We start from the raw sequence: 16,125 nt of genomic DNA, 5'->3' as shown, positions 1-16,125 counted from the left end.
TACAGGAAGGATGTATCATGTTGGAAGTCAAGGGTTATAAGGATTTGTTGAAAAAAGAAAATTTGAGAAACACTAAACACAGGAATTCCATTCTTGAGGTTATAGAACAATGCGGTCAGCCAATAACTGCAGATTCAATCTATCTAAAGCTTAAGGAGCAAGGGGTATCTATAAGCCTATCAACCGTTTATCGGGTTTTAGATACTTTGATTGGAAAAGGTTTGGTGGTCAAGACCAGTGTAACAGATGAGAATAAGGGACTTTATGAAATAAATAGTATGGAGCACAAGCATCACCTCTTATGTGTGAAATGCAGGAAAATGCTGTCTGTAGACGGGTGTCCCCTAGAGGATTATGAAAGGGAATTAGAGCAAAAACTGGGTTTTTCTATAAAAGGGCACAGACTTGAAATGTTTGGGCTTTGCGACAAGTGTAAAGACGGTGATACATGAAGCTTGAGAGTCGGAGGGGTAATATGAGAGTTGCAGTTATTGATGGCCAGGGCGGTGGTATGGGAAGGGCCATAGTGGAAAAGCTTAGAATAGTATTCGAGAATCATATAGAAATTCTTGCACTTGGAACAAATGCATTAGCGGCATCCCTCATGCTCAAGGCAGGTGCAGATGAATGTGCATCAGGAGAGAATGCCATTGTTTTTTGCACTCAGAGAGTAGACGTTATAATGGGACCAATAGGAATTATAGCCGCAAACTCAATGCTTGGCGAGCTCACACCCAATATGGCAAAGGCCATAGCAGAATGTCGAGCCAGAAAGATACTTATTCCAATGAATAAATGTAACATACAAATTGCAAGTGTTCGGAACGAGCCTTTGCCTCAGCAGATTGATGACGCAATTGAGATGTTAAAAAGCTTAAAGCTATTCATTGAATAAAGGATTGATATCTTGCAAAATATAATTAGGAAAAATCGTTTGGAGGTAAATACAATATGCAATTAGCTGCACATGAGGCACTTCCTGTACCGGAAATGACAAAAATAATTGATAATTATACTCAATCCAACACCAATGCAAAATCCATAACACCACGCACTGACGTACAGTATTTAGATGACCGTGAAATTGCAACAGCATACCTTTTAACACTTAAGAGGGCTGGACGTGAATACGCCTGGGCAGCTATGGAAGCCAGCAATCCAGAGATACGTACATTTCTCGAGGATGCATTTAAAATGAGTTCACATCATGCATACGATGTGTGGCAGTGGATGGTCACGAAAGGATATTATCCTTTAGAACCTGCTCCCGCTGAGACATTAGGTACTATTGCAAGCATATACAAAGCCATACCTGAGTCAAACGCTACAATTCAATAAAAAAATGTGATATTAAAAGACCCGCCGATTTTTCGACGGGTCTTTTATCTGATATACTGATAATGGAGCTAAAGGGATTTGAACCCTCGACTTCTACAATGCCATTGTAGCACTCTCCCAGCTGAGTTATAGCCCCATAATTATCAATACTATTATAAACTGTTTTTGGAAGTTTTGCAATTGGAAAAGTATTTAGCTATGACATGAATATACTAGATTTGCTAAATTCCACAGGTCTGGTGACAAAATCAGAATAAAATGGTAAAATAGCGGCATTATATTCTCATTCGTATTATGGAGACTTTTGATATAATCTGGGAGGAGTATTTATGTTTGAACTGTTAAAATCAAGAAGAAGTATAAGAAAATTTCAAAATAAAGAGATAGAGAAGGAAAAGGTAGATACCGTTCTAAAAAGTGCACTTCTTTCTCCCTCGTCAAGATCAAGAAGACCATGGGAATTTGTTACCATTACAGATAAGAAACTTTTAAAAAGGCTATCGGAGTGCAGGGAACACAGCTCGGCTTTTTTAGAGGGAGCACCTCTTGGAATAGTTGTTATTGCAGATCCGGAGGTTTGTGATGTTTGGATTGAGGACGCTTCAATAGCATCAATAATTATACAGCTTTCCGCTCAATCTCTGAGTTTGGGCTCATGCTGGATTCAGGTGAGGGATAGAAACCATTCTGAAAATGTATCAGCAGCAAGCTATATAAAAGAATTATTGGGAATACCGGCCAAGTATAGTGTTGAATGTATCATAGCAGTAGGTTATCCGGCTGAAGAAAAAAAGGCCTATGATGAAGATGATTTACCCTATGAGAAGATTCATTATGACAAGTACTAGGCAGTGATCTAGGTAGGAGGAAGGGTTTTTGAAAAATGATAAGAGAGTAATTTTTGCCTATATCACTGTTTGCATATTATGGGGGTCTACCTATCTTGCGATGCGAGTCGCAGTAGGGAGTTTCCCACCGGAATTGTTTGCCGGAATGAGGTTTTTGCTTGCCGGAATTATTGTAATGTTCTATGCATTAGCAGCTAAAAAAGAATTTCCCCATAGCGGGAAGGATGTTGTTAAATCAGCAGTTCCTGGGGTTTTAATGCTGATGGGAAGTAATGGCCTTGTGATGTGGGCAGAGCAATGGGTTCATTCAGGAATAACTTCCCTTCTGTTATCTGTAACACCTCTGTTTGTTGCTCTAATAGAAGTAATTGTCCTGCGTGACACAAAAATAGGCCGAACAGGATGGACTTGCCTTATAATGGGTTTTATGGGTACAGCCATGCTTGTTGTATCTGGTGCGGGAGTGGGATCTGTTGATATTAAAGGCGGTTTGCTGGTATTAACGGCGGCTTTGTTGTGGTCCCTTGGATCTATTTATTCAAGCAGGGCAAAGTTTTCTGGAAACATTGCAACGCATATCGCTATTCAGATGTTAGCTGCAGGGATAGGGCTAACAATATTGGGGCTTATTTTGGGAGAAGCTGAAAGAGTAAGATTAAGCACCAATGTGGTTTTGGCACTGATCTATCTTGTAATTTTCGGTTCAATAGCCGGATATTCATGTAACATGTATGTGCTTAGCAAATGGCCTGCATCAAAAGCCATAACCTCGGCTTATGTAAACCCTGTTGTTGCTGTAATACTTGGGGTGGTAATTCTTAATGAAAAGATAAACCCTGCTATGGTTCTATGTATGATAATAACCCTTGGCTCTGTAGTCTTGCTTCATCTCATTAAGTATGGGATGCTAAAGGGTAAATAGTTTATATATTAGGAGGAACAAAATGGTCCAAGAGCTATTGAAAGCATTTTTGCTTATTTTTATTGCTGAAATGGGGGACAAAACCCAGATTTTAGCTATGGCATTTGCAACCAAATATCCGGCAAAGAAGGTTTTGGCAGGGATATTTGCTGGGTGTCTTATAAACCATGGCTTGGCAGTGCTATTGGGAAGTTATATTTCAAAGCTTATACCTTTAAATACTGTTCAGATTATTGCAGGATTTGCATTCGTAGGCTTTGCCTTATGGACGCTTAAGCCGGAATCGGACGAGGATGAGGATGAAAACAAAAAATCAAAGTTTGGGCCTGTTATTACAGTAGCAGCAGCCTTTTTTATCGGAGAGTTGGGAGACAAGACCCAGCTGACTGCTATTACACTAGCAACTGATGCGGTTTACCCTTTGGTAATATTGGCAGGAACAGTTTCAGGAATGTTGGTAACAGGTGGAATGGGTATAATCGTAGGCAAGAAGCTTGGAGACAAGATTCCTGAGTTTGCAATAAAGATAATAGCAGCTTCGGTATTTATGCTGTTTGGTGTAACAAAGCTGTATAATACCATGCCTGAAGAATACCTTGGAACAAAGTACATACTACCCTTTGCAGTAGTTATATCTGCTGTTGTTTTCTGGCTGATAAGAGGAACAATAATTAGAAGAAGAGAGGGTAAAGAGTCACCGTTAATAAAGACATCAAGGGAACTTTACAATTATTATCACCAGGCAAGGAAAAAGGTGGAGGACATTTGTCTTGGAGAAGGCAAGTGCGGGAATTGCCAGGGAAAAAACTGTATTATAGGCTATACCAAGCTGCTTATAGAGAATGGGCTGGAAAGTATGGATTCGGTGGAACTTGACGAAGGAGGAAAAAACTTTAATAAAGACTATGATAAGGATTCGGTATTGGAAACCCTAAGGATTACGCTTGCCATATTGAAGAACGACCCTAACAATGATAATTACAGTAACTTACATAGGATAAGAAAAAACCTTGAAATAATATTGCTTGGTAAAAGTCTTGGAAGTATGAATAATTGGCAGGATTATGTCAACAAGTTAGGAGCAATAAATAGGGATGTGGCAGATAAGTTAGTTAACGGAATAAAATAATGGTAACCTTCCTGCAGCAGGCTTAAAAGTCGGTTATGCATTTACGGGAGGCGGAACAAAAAGAACAGGGGGGACTTATCGTTGGGGGCTCCTTAGGGATTCAGATTGCTATAAGGGAATCATGACAGGAACAATGCACCCAAACTTCTGTGTATCGTTTGAAATGTCTGTTCCGTAAAGACAAAATAGATTTTTTATGAATATAAGAAAAAACTTCAGGGAGCAAAACGCTTTGTTCCCTGAAGTTTTTATGTATGTCTAGGAAATCATGTTGTGTCTTCGTTCCAATATGTAATTACATGTTAGCACTTGCAGTTGTTGTTACACCCACCGAAGCCTCCGAAAATCCCCGGGCAGAAGCACACAATAAGTATGAGTATTATAACAATCCATATAAAGTCATTTCCAAAGCCCAAAAAGCCGCATCCTCTTTCATTTTCCATTGAATTCACTCCCTTGCAATATATATATACAATTTATAATATGAAAAACAGATAAAAAACGTTCTATAGGAAAAGTGATTTTGCTTCTAAATAAGCAACTTTTTCCAACAATTTATATATAATACCAATAGGTTATATAAATAAGAGGTGCTCTTTATGATTATACCCATAAAACTTGCTGGGATTGCAATTGCATGTAAAACAGCACAGGCATACAGCTATAAACGGAAAAATTACTTCAAAGGTAGCCCTGATAAGTCAATAGAATACAAAAAAACTTATAAACCTGTAAACCACTACCAAAGGCCGGGGCCAAGCATATTAAGTGTTGTTTCTCAAGCTATTTCATCAAAAATCAAAGGTAGCCCGCAGGAAGATTACTTGGAAGTGGTTAAAAACACCATACCCCAGGATGCAAGGATTTTAGCTCCTACATACAGGGGGAAGTCAAAAGCATATGAGCTTTGGGATATTGACAGTGATAAGGAAAATGAGCTTATAGCAAGCTATATTCTTAACGATGAGATAACTACGATGATCATTAAAAAACAAAACGGCCTATGGAATATAGCTACCGAAATTAAAAATCCGGAATGTAAATCATTAAATTTCAGAACACTGGCAAATGTCACTGGAAAAGGTAAGCAGCTGCTTTTGGGATATGTAGATAAGGATAACAATAAGGAACTGTCAGCTTATAATCTTAAAAACTATGATGCAAATATGCTGTTTTCCCACAGATATAATAAGTTTAGCTTGCTAAAACTTCCTGACAATTCCAAAGGATATTCCAAAAATCATCTGCTATTCTGGAATAGGAATCAGCGTGGAAGCTATGATGTTGAAGTAAAAGTGTGGAACGGAAACTGCCTTGAGGCCGCTAAAAAACATAAGGATGCAATGTTAGGCGGAGTATTGCCGCTTTATGCAAAACGTCTTAGGACAAATCCCAAAAATCCCGATAACTGGTATGAATTGGCGGTAGCATTGGAGAATGCCGGATTTAATAAGGAGGCTTTATATATTATTAAAGCAGCTAGGATGCAAAAACTATCGAGAGAAAAATCAGAGGATTTTGATTCATTAGAAAATAGCATAAGACATATATAAAAACAATACCCCCCGTTTTAATAACGGGGGGTATTGTTTAAATCATACGCTATAGAGCTTGCTAAATGTAAGTATGTTCATGTCAAGATTGCAAAATCACTTGGTGATTTTGTATACGGGATTAGCAAACTGTATTATCGCATGCTGGTCCTTGACAGCCCCAGAAGAGCAATAAGAACAGGATAATAAAGAATAAAATTTCAGAATTATCAAACAAACAGCCGAAACCTCTTTTTTCGCTCATTAAAAACACTCCATCCTAATATGAATATTAATAGTATTTAAGCCTAATATAAAATATTCATTTTATGGATTTTAGTGCATGTATTACTATTAGATATTTATTTGAAATAGGTCTCTTATCTCTTTTTCACTCAGTTGTGTAACCAGGTTCTCACCTGCATGAATGACACTGCTTATAAGATCCTTTTTCTTTTCCTGGAGCTCTAGTATTCTCTCCTCAATTGTACCCTTTGCTACGATTTTGAATACCTGCACCGCCTTGGTTTGACCTATTCTATGGGCTCTGTCGGTGGCCTGATCCTCCACAGAAGGGTTCCACCAAGGATCAAAGTGTATTACTACATCAGCTGCGGTAAGGTTTAAACCTGTGCCTCCGGCTTTTAATGAAATTAGAAAAACCGGTTTTTCCAATGAGTTATAATCGTTTACCATCCTGAGCCTTTCTTCTGCCTTGGTGCTCCCGTCAAGGTAAAAATAAGGTGTTTTCCGTTTGTTTAATTCTACCCCTATAATTTCAAGCATAGATGTAAATTGTGAAAAAATAAGTATTCTATGACCCGATTGAAGGGAATCTTCAACCAGCTCTGTTAAAACTTCAAGCTTACCGCTGCCACCTTTATAATTTTCAATAAATGTAGCAGGATGACAGCAAAGCTGTCTTAGCCTGGTCAATATAGAAAGTATTTTTATTTTGCTTTTTTCAACCCCATTGTTTTTTATTTCAGCTGCCACTTCACCTTGTGCCTTCTTTAAGTACGCTGCGTACAGTTTTTTCTGATCAACTGCCATTTCAGCTACGACTCTGCTCTCGATTTTATCTGGAAGCTCCTTTAAGACATCCTTTTTAAGCCTTCTTAATATGAAAGGCTTTATAAACTGTGAAAGCCTCTTTAGAGCTTCCTTGTCATTATTTTTTACAATGGGGGACTCAAATTTCTTTATAAATTTATTATGGCTCATGAGATATCCCGGCATTATAAAATCGAAAACCGACCACAGCTCTGTGAGGGTATTTTCTATAGGCGTACCTGTCAAAGCAAAGCATCCTTTAGCTCTAATGTTCTTAACCGAGCCTGCATTTAATGTGGCAGGATTTTTTATATGCTGTGCTTCATCTACAAAAACATAGCTGAACTCCAAATTCTCATATAGTTCTATATCCCTCTTTAAAGAGCCATAGGATGTTATTGCCAGATCACAACTGCCGATTTCCTTTATGAGCATTCCCCTTTCGGCTTTATTGCCAGATATGACGGTCGCAGTCAAATCAGGCACAAATTTATCAACCTCAGCCTTCCAATTAAAAACAAGTGATGTTGGTGCAACAACAAGGCAGGGCTTGGTTTGATCTGTTTTTTCACTCTTAATAAAACTTAAGACCTGCAGTGTTTTTCCAAGACCCATATCATCTGCTAAAATACCTCCGAATCCATAATGAGAGAGGGTTTTAAGCCACTTATATCCGAACTTTTGATAATCCCTCAGCACTCCAACAAGGTCTGGAGTAAGCTTTATGTTGAGGTCGGTTGGATTTAATATTTCAGCAACAAGTTTTTCATAATCTGCATTTTTTGAAACAAGCTTGAATTCCTTTTCGTTTAAATAATTGTCAAGGAATAATGCCCTGTTTGAGGGAAGGTTTATCTTTGAACCTTTTATCTTTTTCTCATTTATATCCAAGTCGGAGAAAAGGAGAGATAAGTCCAAAAGCTGCCTGTTATCCAGTTTTAGAATGGATCCGTCCTTAAGCCTGTAATATTTCTTTTTTTCTCTGACAGAATCTAAAAGGTTTAATATATCATCATCTTCAAAATCATCTACGTGAAAATCAAATTCCAAAAGATTTGAATCAGTGTTAAGCCTTATGCCCATCCGGACATTATTTACATTCTTTATCCTGAGAGCCTTAAAAGCGTCGGAATAGAATAATTCGGCTACTTCCTGCAGCATGTCGATCTTTCCTGAAATTATTTCAGCAATATCATCATCTGTCTCATTGTAAAAGACTCCGCCTTTTTGGTACATGCCAAATGAGTTTAAAAGCTCTATAATCTCATTTTCCTTGTCAACATCCCGGAGCAGTATGCCGGATTGGTTTTGGGACATGCCTGGCTTTATTGTTTTATCTCCATATATGAATTCAACCTTTGCGGATATTCCCTTTGAGGTCAGGTCAAAATATATTTTACATCGAAGTACCTGCTCCATAACCTTTTGGGCAAGGTTGGGATCTATATCCACATGGCATGAGTCTTTTATTGATGGAATAAATTGTTTTAAAAATTGGACTCTATCTTCTTTCCTGATTCTGTATGTAGGGTTTCTTTTTTCTGCACGTGTAGCATGAACTTTATCAATCAGATACCTTTTTGCCTCGGGAATTCTGTATACCTTCAGTTTGTAAGGATCAAAAGCATACTCAAAATCCTCAGTAAGTGACATTATTTTTATATTTCTGTCATAATCGGCTTTCATCAAGAGGTCATCATCTTTTTGCTCAATACTTATCTTCATCTCTATATCATTTTCCAACTCTAGAGTAGAGCCGCTTACTTCTGAATAAAATAAGGGCTTCAAGCTGTCTTTTACTATTTCAAAGTATGTTTTTAAGTTATCTTCAAACAGTTTGACTATACTTCTTTCAAAGATGCTTCTAACATCATTATAATATGAACGATAACTTAAGTATTCGTTTAATGTATTTTCTTTTCTTAGCAGATCAGCTAGAAACTTAAGTACTTTTTTATCGGTTTCTTCAAAAAAAGTATTTCTGAAGTCCATTTCATACTTTTTAGTGAAATGATAAACTCCGTTTTGTTCCATTGCTTCAAGGAAAGCCTTTATATCCTTGACAACATAGGGTTTTGTTTCGCCGGCTTTTAGCTTGAGTTCAAGGCAAACCTTGTCATAGCCCAGTTGTGTAAAATCATGCACCAGCCACAAATGAGCTTTTATATGCTTTGCATGGTTTTTTGTGAAGGCAAATGGGATGAAGACATCTTTACTATTCTGAATTTTATCGGCTCCATACTTTTCCTGTGCCTTTTTAAGCAGTGCGACTATGTGTCTGCATGCACCATCGTTATTATAGAATTCCATGCACTGGCATGCAAAAGATTGAACTTTGTGATTTTCTGACAGTCTAACAAGGGCACGATAACTGTAGTCCTCTTCAACAGTTGCCGAAATCATATTGTCAAACTCCATAAATTCCAAGTTTCTTACGTTATTTGCCATTTGGCACCCATTTTCATAGGCCGATTTATCAGAAGCTATATCTTTAATGCTGATATCACTTAAATTAAACAATTTTACCCACCTTTTAATTAATTATCGTGGCGTTGATATCTGCTGGATTAAATCCCCAGCTTAATCAGAACCCCATCATATTATTTTACCCTATATTACAATTATGATTCAATAAGTAAAAGGAGAATAAATGTAATAGACTTACCACTTTTAATCCATATTGAGTATTATCTCCACCGGGCAATGATCCGAACCTGCTATGTCTTTATGTATTACAGCATCTGAAAGCGACTCTTTTATCCTTTGGGATATGCAGAAATAATCTATACGCCAACCAACGTTCTTGGCCCTTGCGTTGAACATATAAGACCACCATGTATATGCATCCTTTTCGTCCGGGTAAAGAAACCTGAATGTATCGATAAAGCCCGAATCTAAAAGCTCGGTAAATTTGCCTCTCTCTTCATCGGTGAAGCCCGCACTTTTGTGGTTTGAGGAGGGATTTTTAAGGTCTATTTCATTATGTGCCACATTCATATCCCCACATACTATTACCGGCTTTAAAGCATCCAGGGTTTTCAAATATACCCTAAAGGCATCCTCCCACTCCACTCTGTAAGGGAGCCTCTCTAAAGCCCTTTTTGCATTGGGAGTATAGACGTTAACAAGATAAAAATTTTGAAATTCGAGGGTGATAGTCCTTCCCTCACTGTCGTGCTCTTCTATACCAATGCCGTTTTTCCAGGAAACAGGCTCTTTTTTTGTGAATACGGCAGTACCTGAATAACCTTTTTTGACTGCGTAATTCCAGTATTGGTGATAGCCGGGAAGCTCAAGTTCAATTTGGCCTTCCTGCAGCTTGCTTTCCTGAATACAAAATACATCAGCATCAACATCTTTGAAAAAATCCATAAAACCCTTGCCCATGCAGGCCCTTAAGCCATTAACATTCCATGAAACCATTTTAATCATATAGCACCTCAGTATAATTTTAAATTCATATAAAAAGTGGTTACCACTTTTTATAAATGACTAATCAGTAGAATTTTCTACGCCATGCTTTTATAGTTCACTGCCTATAACAAGACTATATTTACTATAACAAACTTTAGGCAACAAAATAACTGAATATTTATAAAATATATTAGCAAAATAAAACCGAATACTATTAGCAATGAGCCGTAATTGTTATTTTACCGTTCCTTGTCTAAAAAATCGAGGTGCTCCCTATGAATGTAAATTTAAAATTGAAGTGTTACAATTGCGAATCGGTAGTGATTGAGATGCCAAGGTCGAAGCTTTCAAAAAAGGAGGGGCTAAATTACTTGTGCGAAAACTGCGGTCATTTTAATGTCCTGAGGCAGGAAAATCTTCATAAGGGTATAGATAGAAGTCCTCTGGTGAATATCTTCGGAATTGACGATAGAGATACGGCATTCTAGCATAAAATTTGCTAATTTGTTATTGACATTACCAGTCACATCTGATATGATATACTACAAAATCTCAAAACAATAATTGCGATGAGGGATACAAGATACATTTGATTGTATAAAGAGAGTCGGTGGCTGGTGTGAACCGACACATGATATGTATGTATAGCTCGGTCCTGAGCATTGCTACTGAAATCTTAAGTAAGATGCAACGTTGACCACGTTATAGTCAGGGTATAATATTATATACTCACTGAGGGTATGCTTTTATGCATACCAAATTAGGGTGGTACCACGTAAGAGTTTAAACCTTTCGTCCCTGCATGATTGCAGGCATGAAAGGTTTTTTAATGTCGTGATTTTGTTCTTGTCTAGGTGTTGAAAGGAGTGGATAAATATGCCAAAGCACTTGCTGTCTGTATTGGTTCATAATCACGCAGGTGTGCTTTCAAGGGTATCGGGATTATTCAGTAGAAGAGGTTTTAACATAGACAGTTTAGCTGTAGGTGTTACTGAGGATTCCCAGGTTTCAAGGATAACTATCGTGGTTGATGGAGACGATTATACTGTGGACCAGGTAACAAAACAGCTCAATAAGCTTGTTGACGTGCTTAAAATAAAACAGTTGGAAAAGGCTGATTCCGTCAGCAGAGAGCTTGCACTGATTAAGGTCACTGCAACTACCGAAACAAGGGCTGAGATAATTCAGATTGTTGAGATTTTCAGGGCTAAGATAGTTGATGTTTCAAAGAATACATTGACAATAGAAGCGGCAGGAAGCTCGGATAAGGTTAATGCTCTGGAGGATATGCTGAAGCAATACGGCATTGTTGAAATAGTCAGAACAGGTACCATTGCTATTGAAAGAGGAAACAAATATATAAAAGTAAATTATAATGAGGAGTGATAATCTATGGCAAAAATGTATTATGATAGTGATTGCAACTTGGGGTTATTGAAAGGAAAGACAGTAGCTATTATAGGATACGGAAGTCAGGGACATGCACATGCACAGAACTTAAAGGACAGCGGTGTTAATGTAGTTGTAGGATTGACTGAAGGGTCTGAAAAGAGACAGCAGGTTATAAATGATGGATTGAAGGTAGTAAATACTGATGAAGCTGCTAAACTTGGCGATGTAATTATGATCCTTGTTCCTGATCAAATTCAGGCAGCTGTTTACGAAGAAAGCATTAAGGCAAACCTTAAGGAAGGCGATGTTTTAATGTTTGCTCACGGATTTAACATTATCTTCAACCAGATAGTGCCGCCTAAATTCGTTGACGTTATAATGGTTGCTCCAAAGGGTCCTGGACATACAGTAAGGAGCCAATACCAGGAAGGAAGAGGGGTTCCTTCAATAATTGCTGTTCATCAGGATGCTTCAGGTAAAGCTAAGGATTATGCACTCGCATATGCTTCTGGTATTGGCGGAGGCAGAGCAGGTATATTGGAAACAACGTTTAGAGAAGAAACAGAAACAGATTTATTTGGTGAGCAGGCTGTTCTTTGCGGTGGTGTTACCGAGCTTATGAAAGCCGGTTTCGAAACTTTGGTAGCGGCAGGTTACCAGCCGGAAATAGCTTACTTCGAGTGTGTACATGAAATGAAGCTGATTGTAGACCTCATCAATCAGGGTGGATTTTCATACATGAGATACTCAATCAGTGATACTGCTGAATACGGGGATTACATGATAGGAAAGAGAATCATCACTGATGAAACCAGAAAAGAAATGAAAAAAGTTCTTACCGAAATACAGAACGGAACATTTGCTTCAAACTGGATTGCAGAGAACAAAGCAGGCGGAAGAGCGGAATTCCTTGCTATAAGAAGAAATGAAACAGAACACCAGGTAGAAAAAGTTGGGGCTGAGCTTAGAAAGATGATGAGTTGGTTAAAGAAATAATAAATACTAAGCTACTTATATATAAAGACTGTTTTTGGATGGGATGGATATCAATCCATCTCACCCGACTATAGTTTAAATTGGTATTAATTTTACATTTGATTTTTTAATAAGATATTTATGAATATGAGATTGATTAATTGAAAGGAGGGGGCAGTATGGCTACCCGTATAAAAATATTCGATACTACGTTAAGAGATGGGGAGCAGACCCCAGGTGTAAACTTAAATATACATGAAAAGTTGGAGATAGCAAAACAACTGGAAAAGTTGGGTGTAGATGTAATAGAAGCCGGCTTTGCCATTGCTTCGCCAGGTGATTTTGAAGCTGTTAAGGCTGTTGCTCAAAATATTAAGAATTCAACTGTTGCCAGTCTTTGCCGTGCGGTTGAAAAAGATATTGACAGGGCATGGGAAGCGGTACAGTTTGCTGCAAGGCCCAGAATTCATACATTTCTTGCAACTTCCGACATTCATATGAAATATAAGCTCAAGATGACGGAGGAAGAGGTCTTCGCAAGAGCTGTAGAGATGGTTAAGTACGCAAAGAAATATTGTGAGGATATTGAATTTTCAGCAGAAGATGCAAGCAGAACCAGAGTAGAATTTTTATATAGGGTTATTGAGGGGGTAATAAACGCCGGTGCAACGGTAGTTAATATTCCCGATACTGTCGGATACTCAACTCCTGAGGAGTTTGGGAGTCTTATTAAAGGCATAAAAAATAATGTTTCCAACATTGATAAGGTTGATGTAAGTGTTCATTGCCACAACGATCTTGGTCTTGCCGTTGCAAATTCCCTTGCAGCTATGGTAAATGGTGCAACCCAGCTGGAATGTACCATAAACGGATTAGGTGAGAGAGCTGGTAATGCATCGATGGAAGAAATTATAATGGGTATCAATACAAGAAAAGATTATTATAATACCTTTGAGCACAAAATTGATACCGTTCAGATTTACAGAACAAGCAAGTTGGTCAGCAGCTTGACAGGTATAAATGTACAGCCCAACAAGGCTATAGTGGGTGCTAATGCATTTGCCCATGAATCAGGAATACATCAGCATGGTGTGTTATCCGAAAAGAGCACATATGAGATAATGACACCGGAATCAATCGGTCTTACTCAAAACCGTATGGTGCTTGGCAAGCTTTCAGGACGTCATGCATTTGAGGAAAGACTGAAGGAGCTCGGGTATTCATTAGGTTCTGATGAAGTTCAAAAGGCCTTTGAACAGTTTAAAAGTCTAGCAGATAAGAAGAAGGAAGTTACCGACAGGGATATTGAAGCCCTAGTTAAGGAAAAAGTATCGGAAATTCCTGAAGTCTTCGAGTTGGAAAGCTTCCAGATCAGCAGTGGCAATAAGGTTATAGCCAATTCTGTAATAAGCTTGAAAAGAAATGGAAATATAATAACTGAGGCAGCTACAGGCGATGGTCCGGTAGATGCAGCCTTTAACGCAATGGATAGGCTTATAGGATTCAGTATGGAACTGGAAGAGTATTCCTTAAAGGCTGTTACCGAAGGAAAAGATGCCCTAGGGGAAGTTACTGTCAAGGTGCTGAAGAATGATAAATTCTTTATCGGCAGAGGTGTAAGCACAGACATTGTTGAGGCAAGTATCAAAGCTTACCTGAATGCAATTAACAGAGTCATCAGTGAACTTGGAGACAGCATTATTGTCGGATAAGAGGATAAAATACAGTTTGAAAATGTAAAATAAAGCTTCGAAATATAAAAGAGATGGCTATCTGTATAAACTACTTTATACAGATAGCCATCTCTTATTTATTCTGATACAATAACCTGAATGGTTGAGCTTTCCGAGCTGCCAAAGGAATTTGTGAAAACAGATTTGAATGAATATGTACCGGGTTTTTCTGCTGTTATTATCCTCATAACAGTCTGAGAATCAGGCGTGTAATCAGTTCTTCTCATTGAAGAGTTGACACTCCCGTTTTCAAACAGAGTCCACTCCGTTCCGTTATTGCCTCCTGTCATTGTAGAAGTAAGGATAAAGTCTTCTCCAACTCTTACATTGTATTTGTCACTAATTATTAATACATTTCCAGGCTTTCCGGAAGCTTTTATTTGCGTACTCTGGCTTGGAGCTTTGGTATTGATAATAGGCACATCAGTAGTCTTAGAACCTGTTGACGGCGTAGCAGAGATTGGTGTAGTTGAGGCTATAACAGTTGCAGGTTTGGTTTCCCTGACAGGATAATCTCTGACTTGGTTTCTGTCTTTTCCGCTCATTGGGTCATTTATTGCATTACCAGGGGTTGTTTTATTAACGGGTTTGGGTGTTGACAGTTTACTGGTGGCTTTATCCGCTCTGAGTTTAGTATCGTTATCATCTTTAGTTCCGGCTAAACTGGTATCTGTGTCAGGCGTTGATTCTGATGATATGGTATTATTACTGTCATGGTCACCTTCGCCTGAGTCATTATCTGTTGTATTATCTGACACAATACCCGAATCAGGTTCGGTATTGACTTCCGATAAAGTCTTATTATCTGTTGAAATGGGATTGTCTGGTGAAAATACAAGAAAGCCTGCAATAATAAATAAAGCTGTACATCCTGCTAAAATCATATATTTGATGCTTTTGGCTTTATTATTGGGCTTGTAATAATCCTTATATCTTATTTCGTTACCTGTGCTTGAATTAAAAGGCTTATAAATAGAGAGAAACCTGCAGTCCTCAGTCATAATAACAGCTTTGGTACCTTTAATCTCCAGAATAACTCCCAGGCATTCCGTCAAGTTCCAGCCCAAATCCACATTTTTAATATATCCTTTTATTATTTCAAGCCTGCTTTTCATTATTAGACAAAGGGCTATAACATACTTAGGATTTTCCTTGATTATTTTTCTGTCGGTTTCATCGGCTTGAATATAACCGAACTCAATTCTATTTGATGACATTGCCTTAATAAACTCGTTTGAGTTTGACAGGTCTTTTGCCAATCTTACTGCACGTTTTATCAGATGAGGGTTTTTAGGAGTGGAAGCGAGCAAATTCTCTAATGTTATTCCCAATTTCCACAAATCATTTTTGAAGAGAGAGAGTTCCTCGCTTAACTCGCAATTATTGTTATAACAATTATCGTTAAAAATGCCATTGCTTTGAGAGCTTGCCTGTGCACTCCTTATGAGAACATCCCTTACAGACTTTTTAATATTTCTTTCAGCATACTCGTAGAAATCGTGGTGACTTCCAATATTAAAATTATCAATAGAGTAGTTGAAAGCCATAAGCCCTAGATTGAACTCGTCACTGTTTTTTGTCACAGCAGATTTACCAAATGCGTTGCCTACAACTCTGATTATAAAATCCTTATTATCTTCAATAAATTTCTGCCTAAGGTCTGAAGAACCATTTTTAATTCTTTGTAGAACAATATCAATAGATTCCATAGCTTTATTCCTTCTCTAATTTATATAAGGTGAGATTATTATAATTATATAATATTTCATGGGAAAGATAATAGTTATTT

15 protein-coding genes, 1 tRNA gene and 1 other annotated feature are annotated in these 16,125 nt (G+C 37.9%); of the genes, 11 read left to right on the top strand and 5 right to left on the bottom strand.

Annotated elements, in window-relative coordinates; all coding sequences use genetic code 11:
- The first annotated feature begins 17 nt into the window (after window positions 1–17).
- The 3 genes from VIO64_RS18870 to VIO64_RS18860 are packed head-to-tail and all read left to right on the top strand — an operon-like array spanning window position 18 to window position 1,338.
- A complete protein-coding gene (locus tag VIO64_RS18870) occupies window positions 18–452 on the top strand; it encodes a Fur family transcriptional regulator (protein ID WP_331921141.1) in 435 nt (144 codons plus the stop codon).
- Window positions 453–475: 23 nt separating this feature from the next.
- Window positions 476–895, top strand: a complete 420-nt coding sequence (locus VIO64_RS18865; RefSeq protein WP_331921140.1) for a DUF3842 family protein — start codon at window positions 476–478, stop codon at window positions 893–895.
- A gap of 56 nt (window positions 896–951) precedes the next feature.
- A complete protein-coding gene (locus VIO64_RS18860) occupies window positions 952–1,338 on the top strand; it encodes a spore coat protein (protein ID WP_331921138.1) in 387 nt (128 codons plus the stop codon).
- Between the two features lie 63 nt (window positions 1,339–1,401).
- Here the strand turns inward: VIO64_RS18860 and VIO64_RS18855 are convergent.
- A tRNA-Ala gene (locus VIO64_RS18855) sits at window positions 1,402–1,474 on the bottom strand.
- A 193-nt stretch (window positions 1,475–1,667) separates the two neighbouring features.
- On the opposite strand from VIO64_RS18855, the gene VIO64_RS18850 reads away from it, so the two are divergent.
- From VIO64_RS18850 to VIO64_RS18840, 3 genes are read left to right on the top strand one after another with little or no spacing between them, the layout of a single operon-like run.
- Window positions 1,668–2,186 (top strand): nitroreductase family protein, encoded by a 519-nt coding sequence (locus VIO64_RS18850; RefSeq protein ID WP_331921136.1) that lies wholly within the window; start codon window positions 1,668–1,670, stop codon window positions 2,184–2,186.
- A gap of 28 nt (window positions 2,187–2,214) precedes the next feature.
- Window positions 2,215–3,108, top strand: a complete 894-nt coding sequence (locus tag VIO64_RS18845) for an EamA family transporter (RefSeq protein ID WP_331921134.1) — start codon at window positions 2,215–2,217, stop codon at window positions 3,106–3,108.
- Between the two features lie 22 nt (window positions 3,109–3,130).
- Entirely contained in the window at window positions 3,131–4,237 is a 1,107-nt protein-coding gene (locus tag VIO64_RS18840) for a TMEM165/GDT1 family protein (protein WP_331921132.1), read from the top strand.
- Window positions 4,238–4,539: 302 nt separating this feature from the next.
- Here VIO64_RS18840 and VIO64_RS18835 read toward each other — a convergent pair whose 3' ends face one another.
- Window positions 4,540–4,680: a hypothetical protein gene (locus VIO64_RS18835; protein ID WP_331921130.1), complete on the bottom strand. Its 141-nt coding sequence runs from the start codon at window positions 4,678–4,680 to the stop codon at window positions 4,540–4,542.
- Between the two features lie 156 nt (window positions 4,681–4,836).
- Between VIO64_RS18835 and VIO64_RS18830 the strand changes: the two genes are divergently transcribed.
- Window positions 4,837–5,790 (top strand): hypothetical protein, encoded by a 954-nt coding sequence (locus VIO64_RS18830; RefSeq protein ID WP_331921128.1) that lies wholly within the window; start codon window positions 4,837–4,839, stop codon window positions 5,788–5,790.
- Window positions 5,791–5,823: 33 nt separating this feature from the next.
- Window positions 5,824–5,976, top strand: a complete 153-nt coding sequence (locus VIO64_RS18825) for a hypothetical protein (protein WP_331921126.1) — start codon at window positions 5,824–5,826, stop codon at window positions 5,974–5,976.
- 147 nt (window positions 5,977–6,123) lie between these two features.
- Here VIO64_RS18825 and VIO64_RS18820 read toward each other — a convergent pair whose 3' ends face one another.
- Window positions 6,124–9,342, bottom strand: coding sequence for a DEAD/DEAH box helicase (locus tag VIO64_RS18820; protein WP_331921124.1), 3,219 nt, complete (start codon window positions 9,340–9,342; stop codon window positions 6,124–6,126).
- A 150-nt stretch (window positions 9,343–9,492) separates the two neighbouring features.
- Entirely contained in the window at window positions 9,493–10,254 is a 762-nt protein-coding gene (locus VIO64_RS18815) for an exodeoxyribonuclease III (protein ID WP_331921122.1), read from the bottom strand.
- 542 nt (window positions 10,255–10,796) lie between these two features.
- Window positions 10,797–11,039 (top strand) — a binding site (T-box leader).
- A 73-nt stretch (window positions 11,040–11,112) separates the two neighbouring features.
- On the opposite strand from VIO64_RS18815, the gene ilvN reads away from it, so the two are divergent.
- The 3 genes from ilvN to VIO64_RS18800 all read left to right on the top strand — a co-directional run bounded on the left by ilvN (window position 11,113) and on the right by VIO64_RS18800 (window position 14,315).
- Window positions 11,113–11,622 (top strand): acetolactate synthase small subunit, encoded by a 510-nt coding sequence (gene ilvN, locus VIO64_RS18810; RefSeq protein ID WP_331921120.1) that lies wholly within the window; start codon window positions 11,113–11,115, stop codon window positions 11,620–11,622.
- 6 nt (window positions 11,623–11,628) lie between these two features.
- The gene (ilvC, locus tag VIO64_RS18805) at window positions 11,629–12,624 is read left to right on the top strand and encodes a ketol-acid reductoisomerase (RefSeq protein WP_331921118.1); all 996 of its coding nucleotides are present in this window, start codon (window positions 11,629–11,631) and stop codon (window positions 12,622–12,624) included.
- 158 nt (window positions 12,625–12,782) lie between these two features.
- Window positions 12,783–14,315: a 2-isopropylmalate synthase gene (locus VIO64_RS18800; protein ID WP_331921116.1), complete on the top strand. Its 1,533-nt coding sequence runs from the start codon at window positions 12,783–12,785 to the stop codon at window positions 14,313–14,315.
- A 98-nt stretch (window positions 14,316–14,413) separates the two neighbouring features.
- Here the strand turns inward: VIO64_RS18800 and VIO64_RS18795 are convergent, their stop codons facing one another.
- Window positions 14,414–16,045, bottom strand: coding sequence for an anti-sigma factor domain-containing protein (locus VIO64_RS18795; RefSeq protein ID WP_331921114.1), 1,632 nt, complete (start codon window positions 16,043–16,045; stop codon window positions 14,414–14,416).
- Between the last annotated feature and the right edge of the window lie 80 nt (window positions 16,046–16,125).

The organism is Pseudobacteroides sp. (assembly GCF_036567765.1).
Classification (GTDB): domain Bacteria; phylum Bacillota; class Clostridia; order Acetivibrionales; family DSM-2933; genus Pseudobacteroides.
This window is presented reverse-complemented; position numbering and strand designations above follow the sequence as displayed.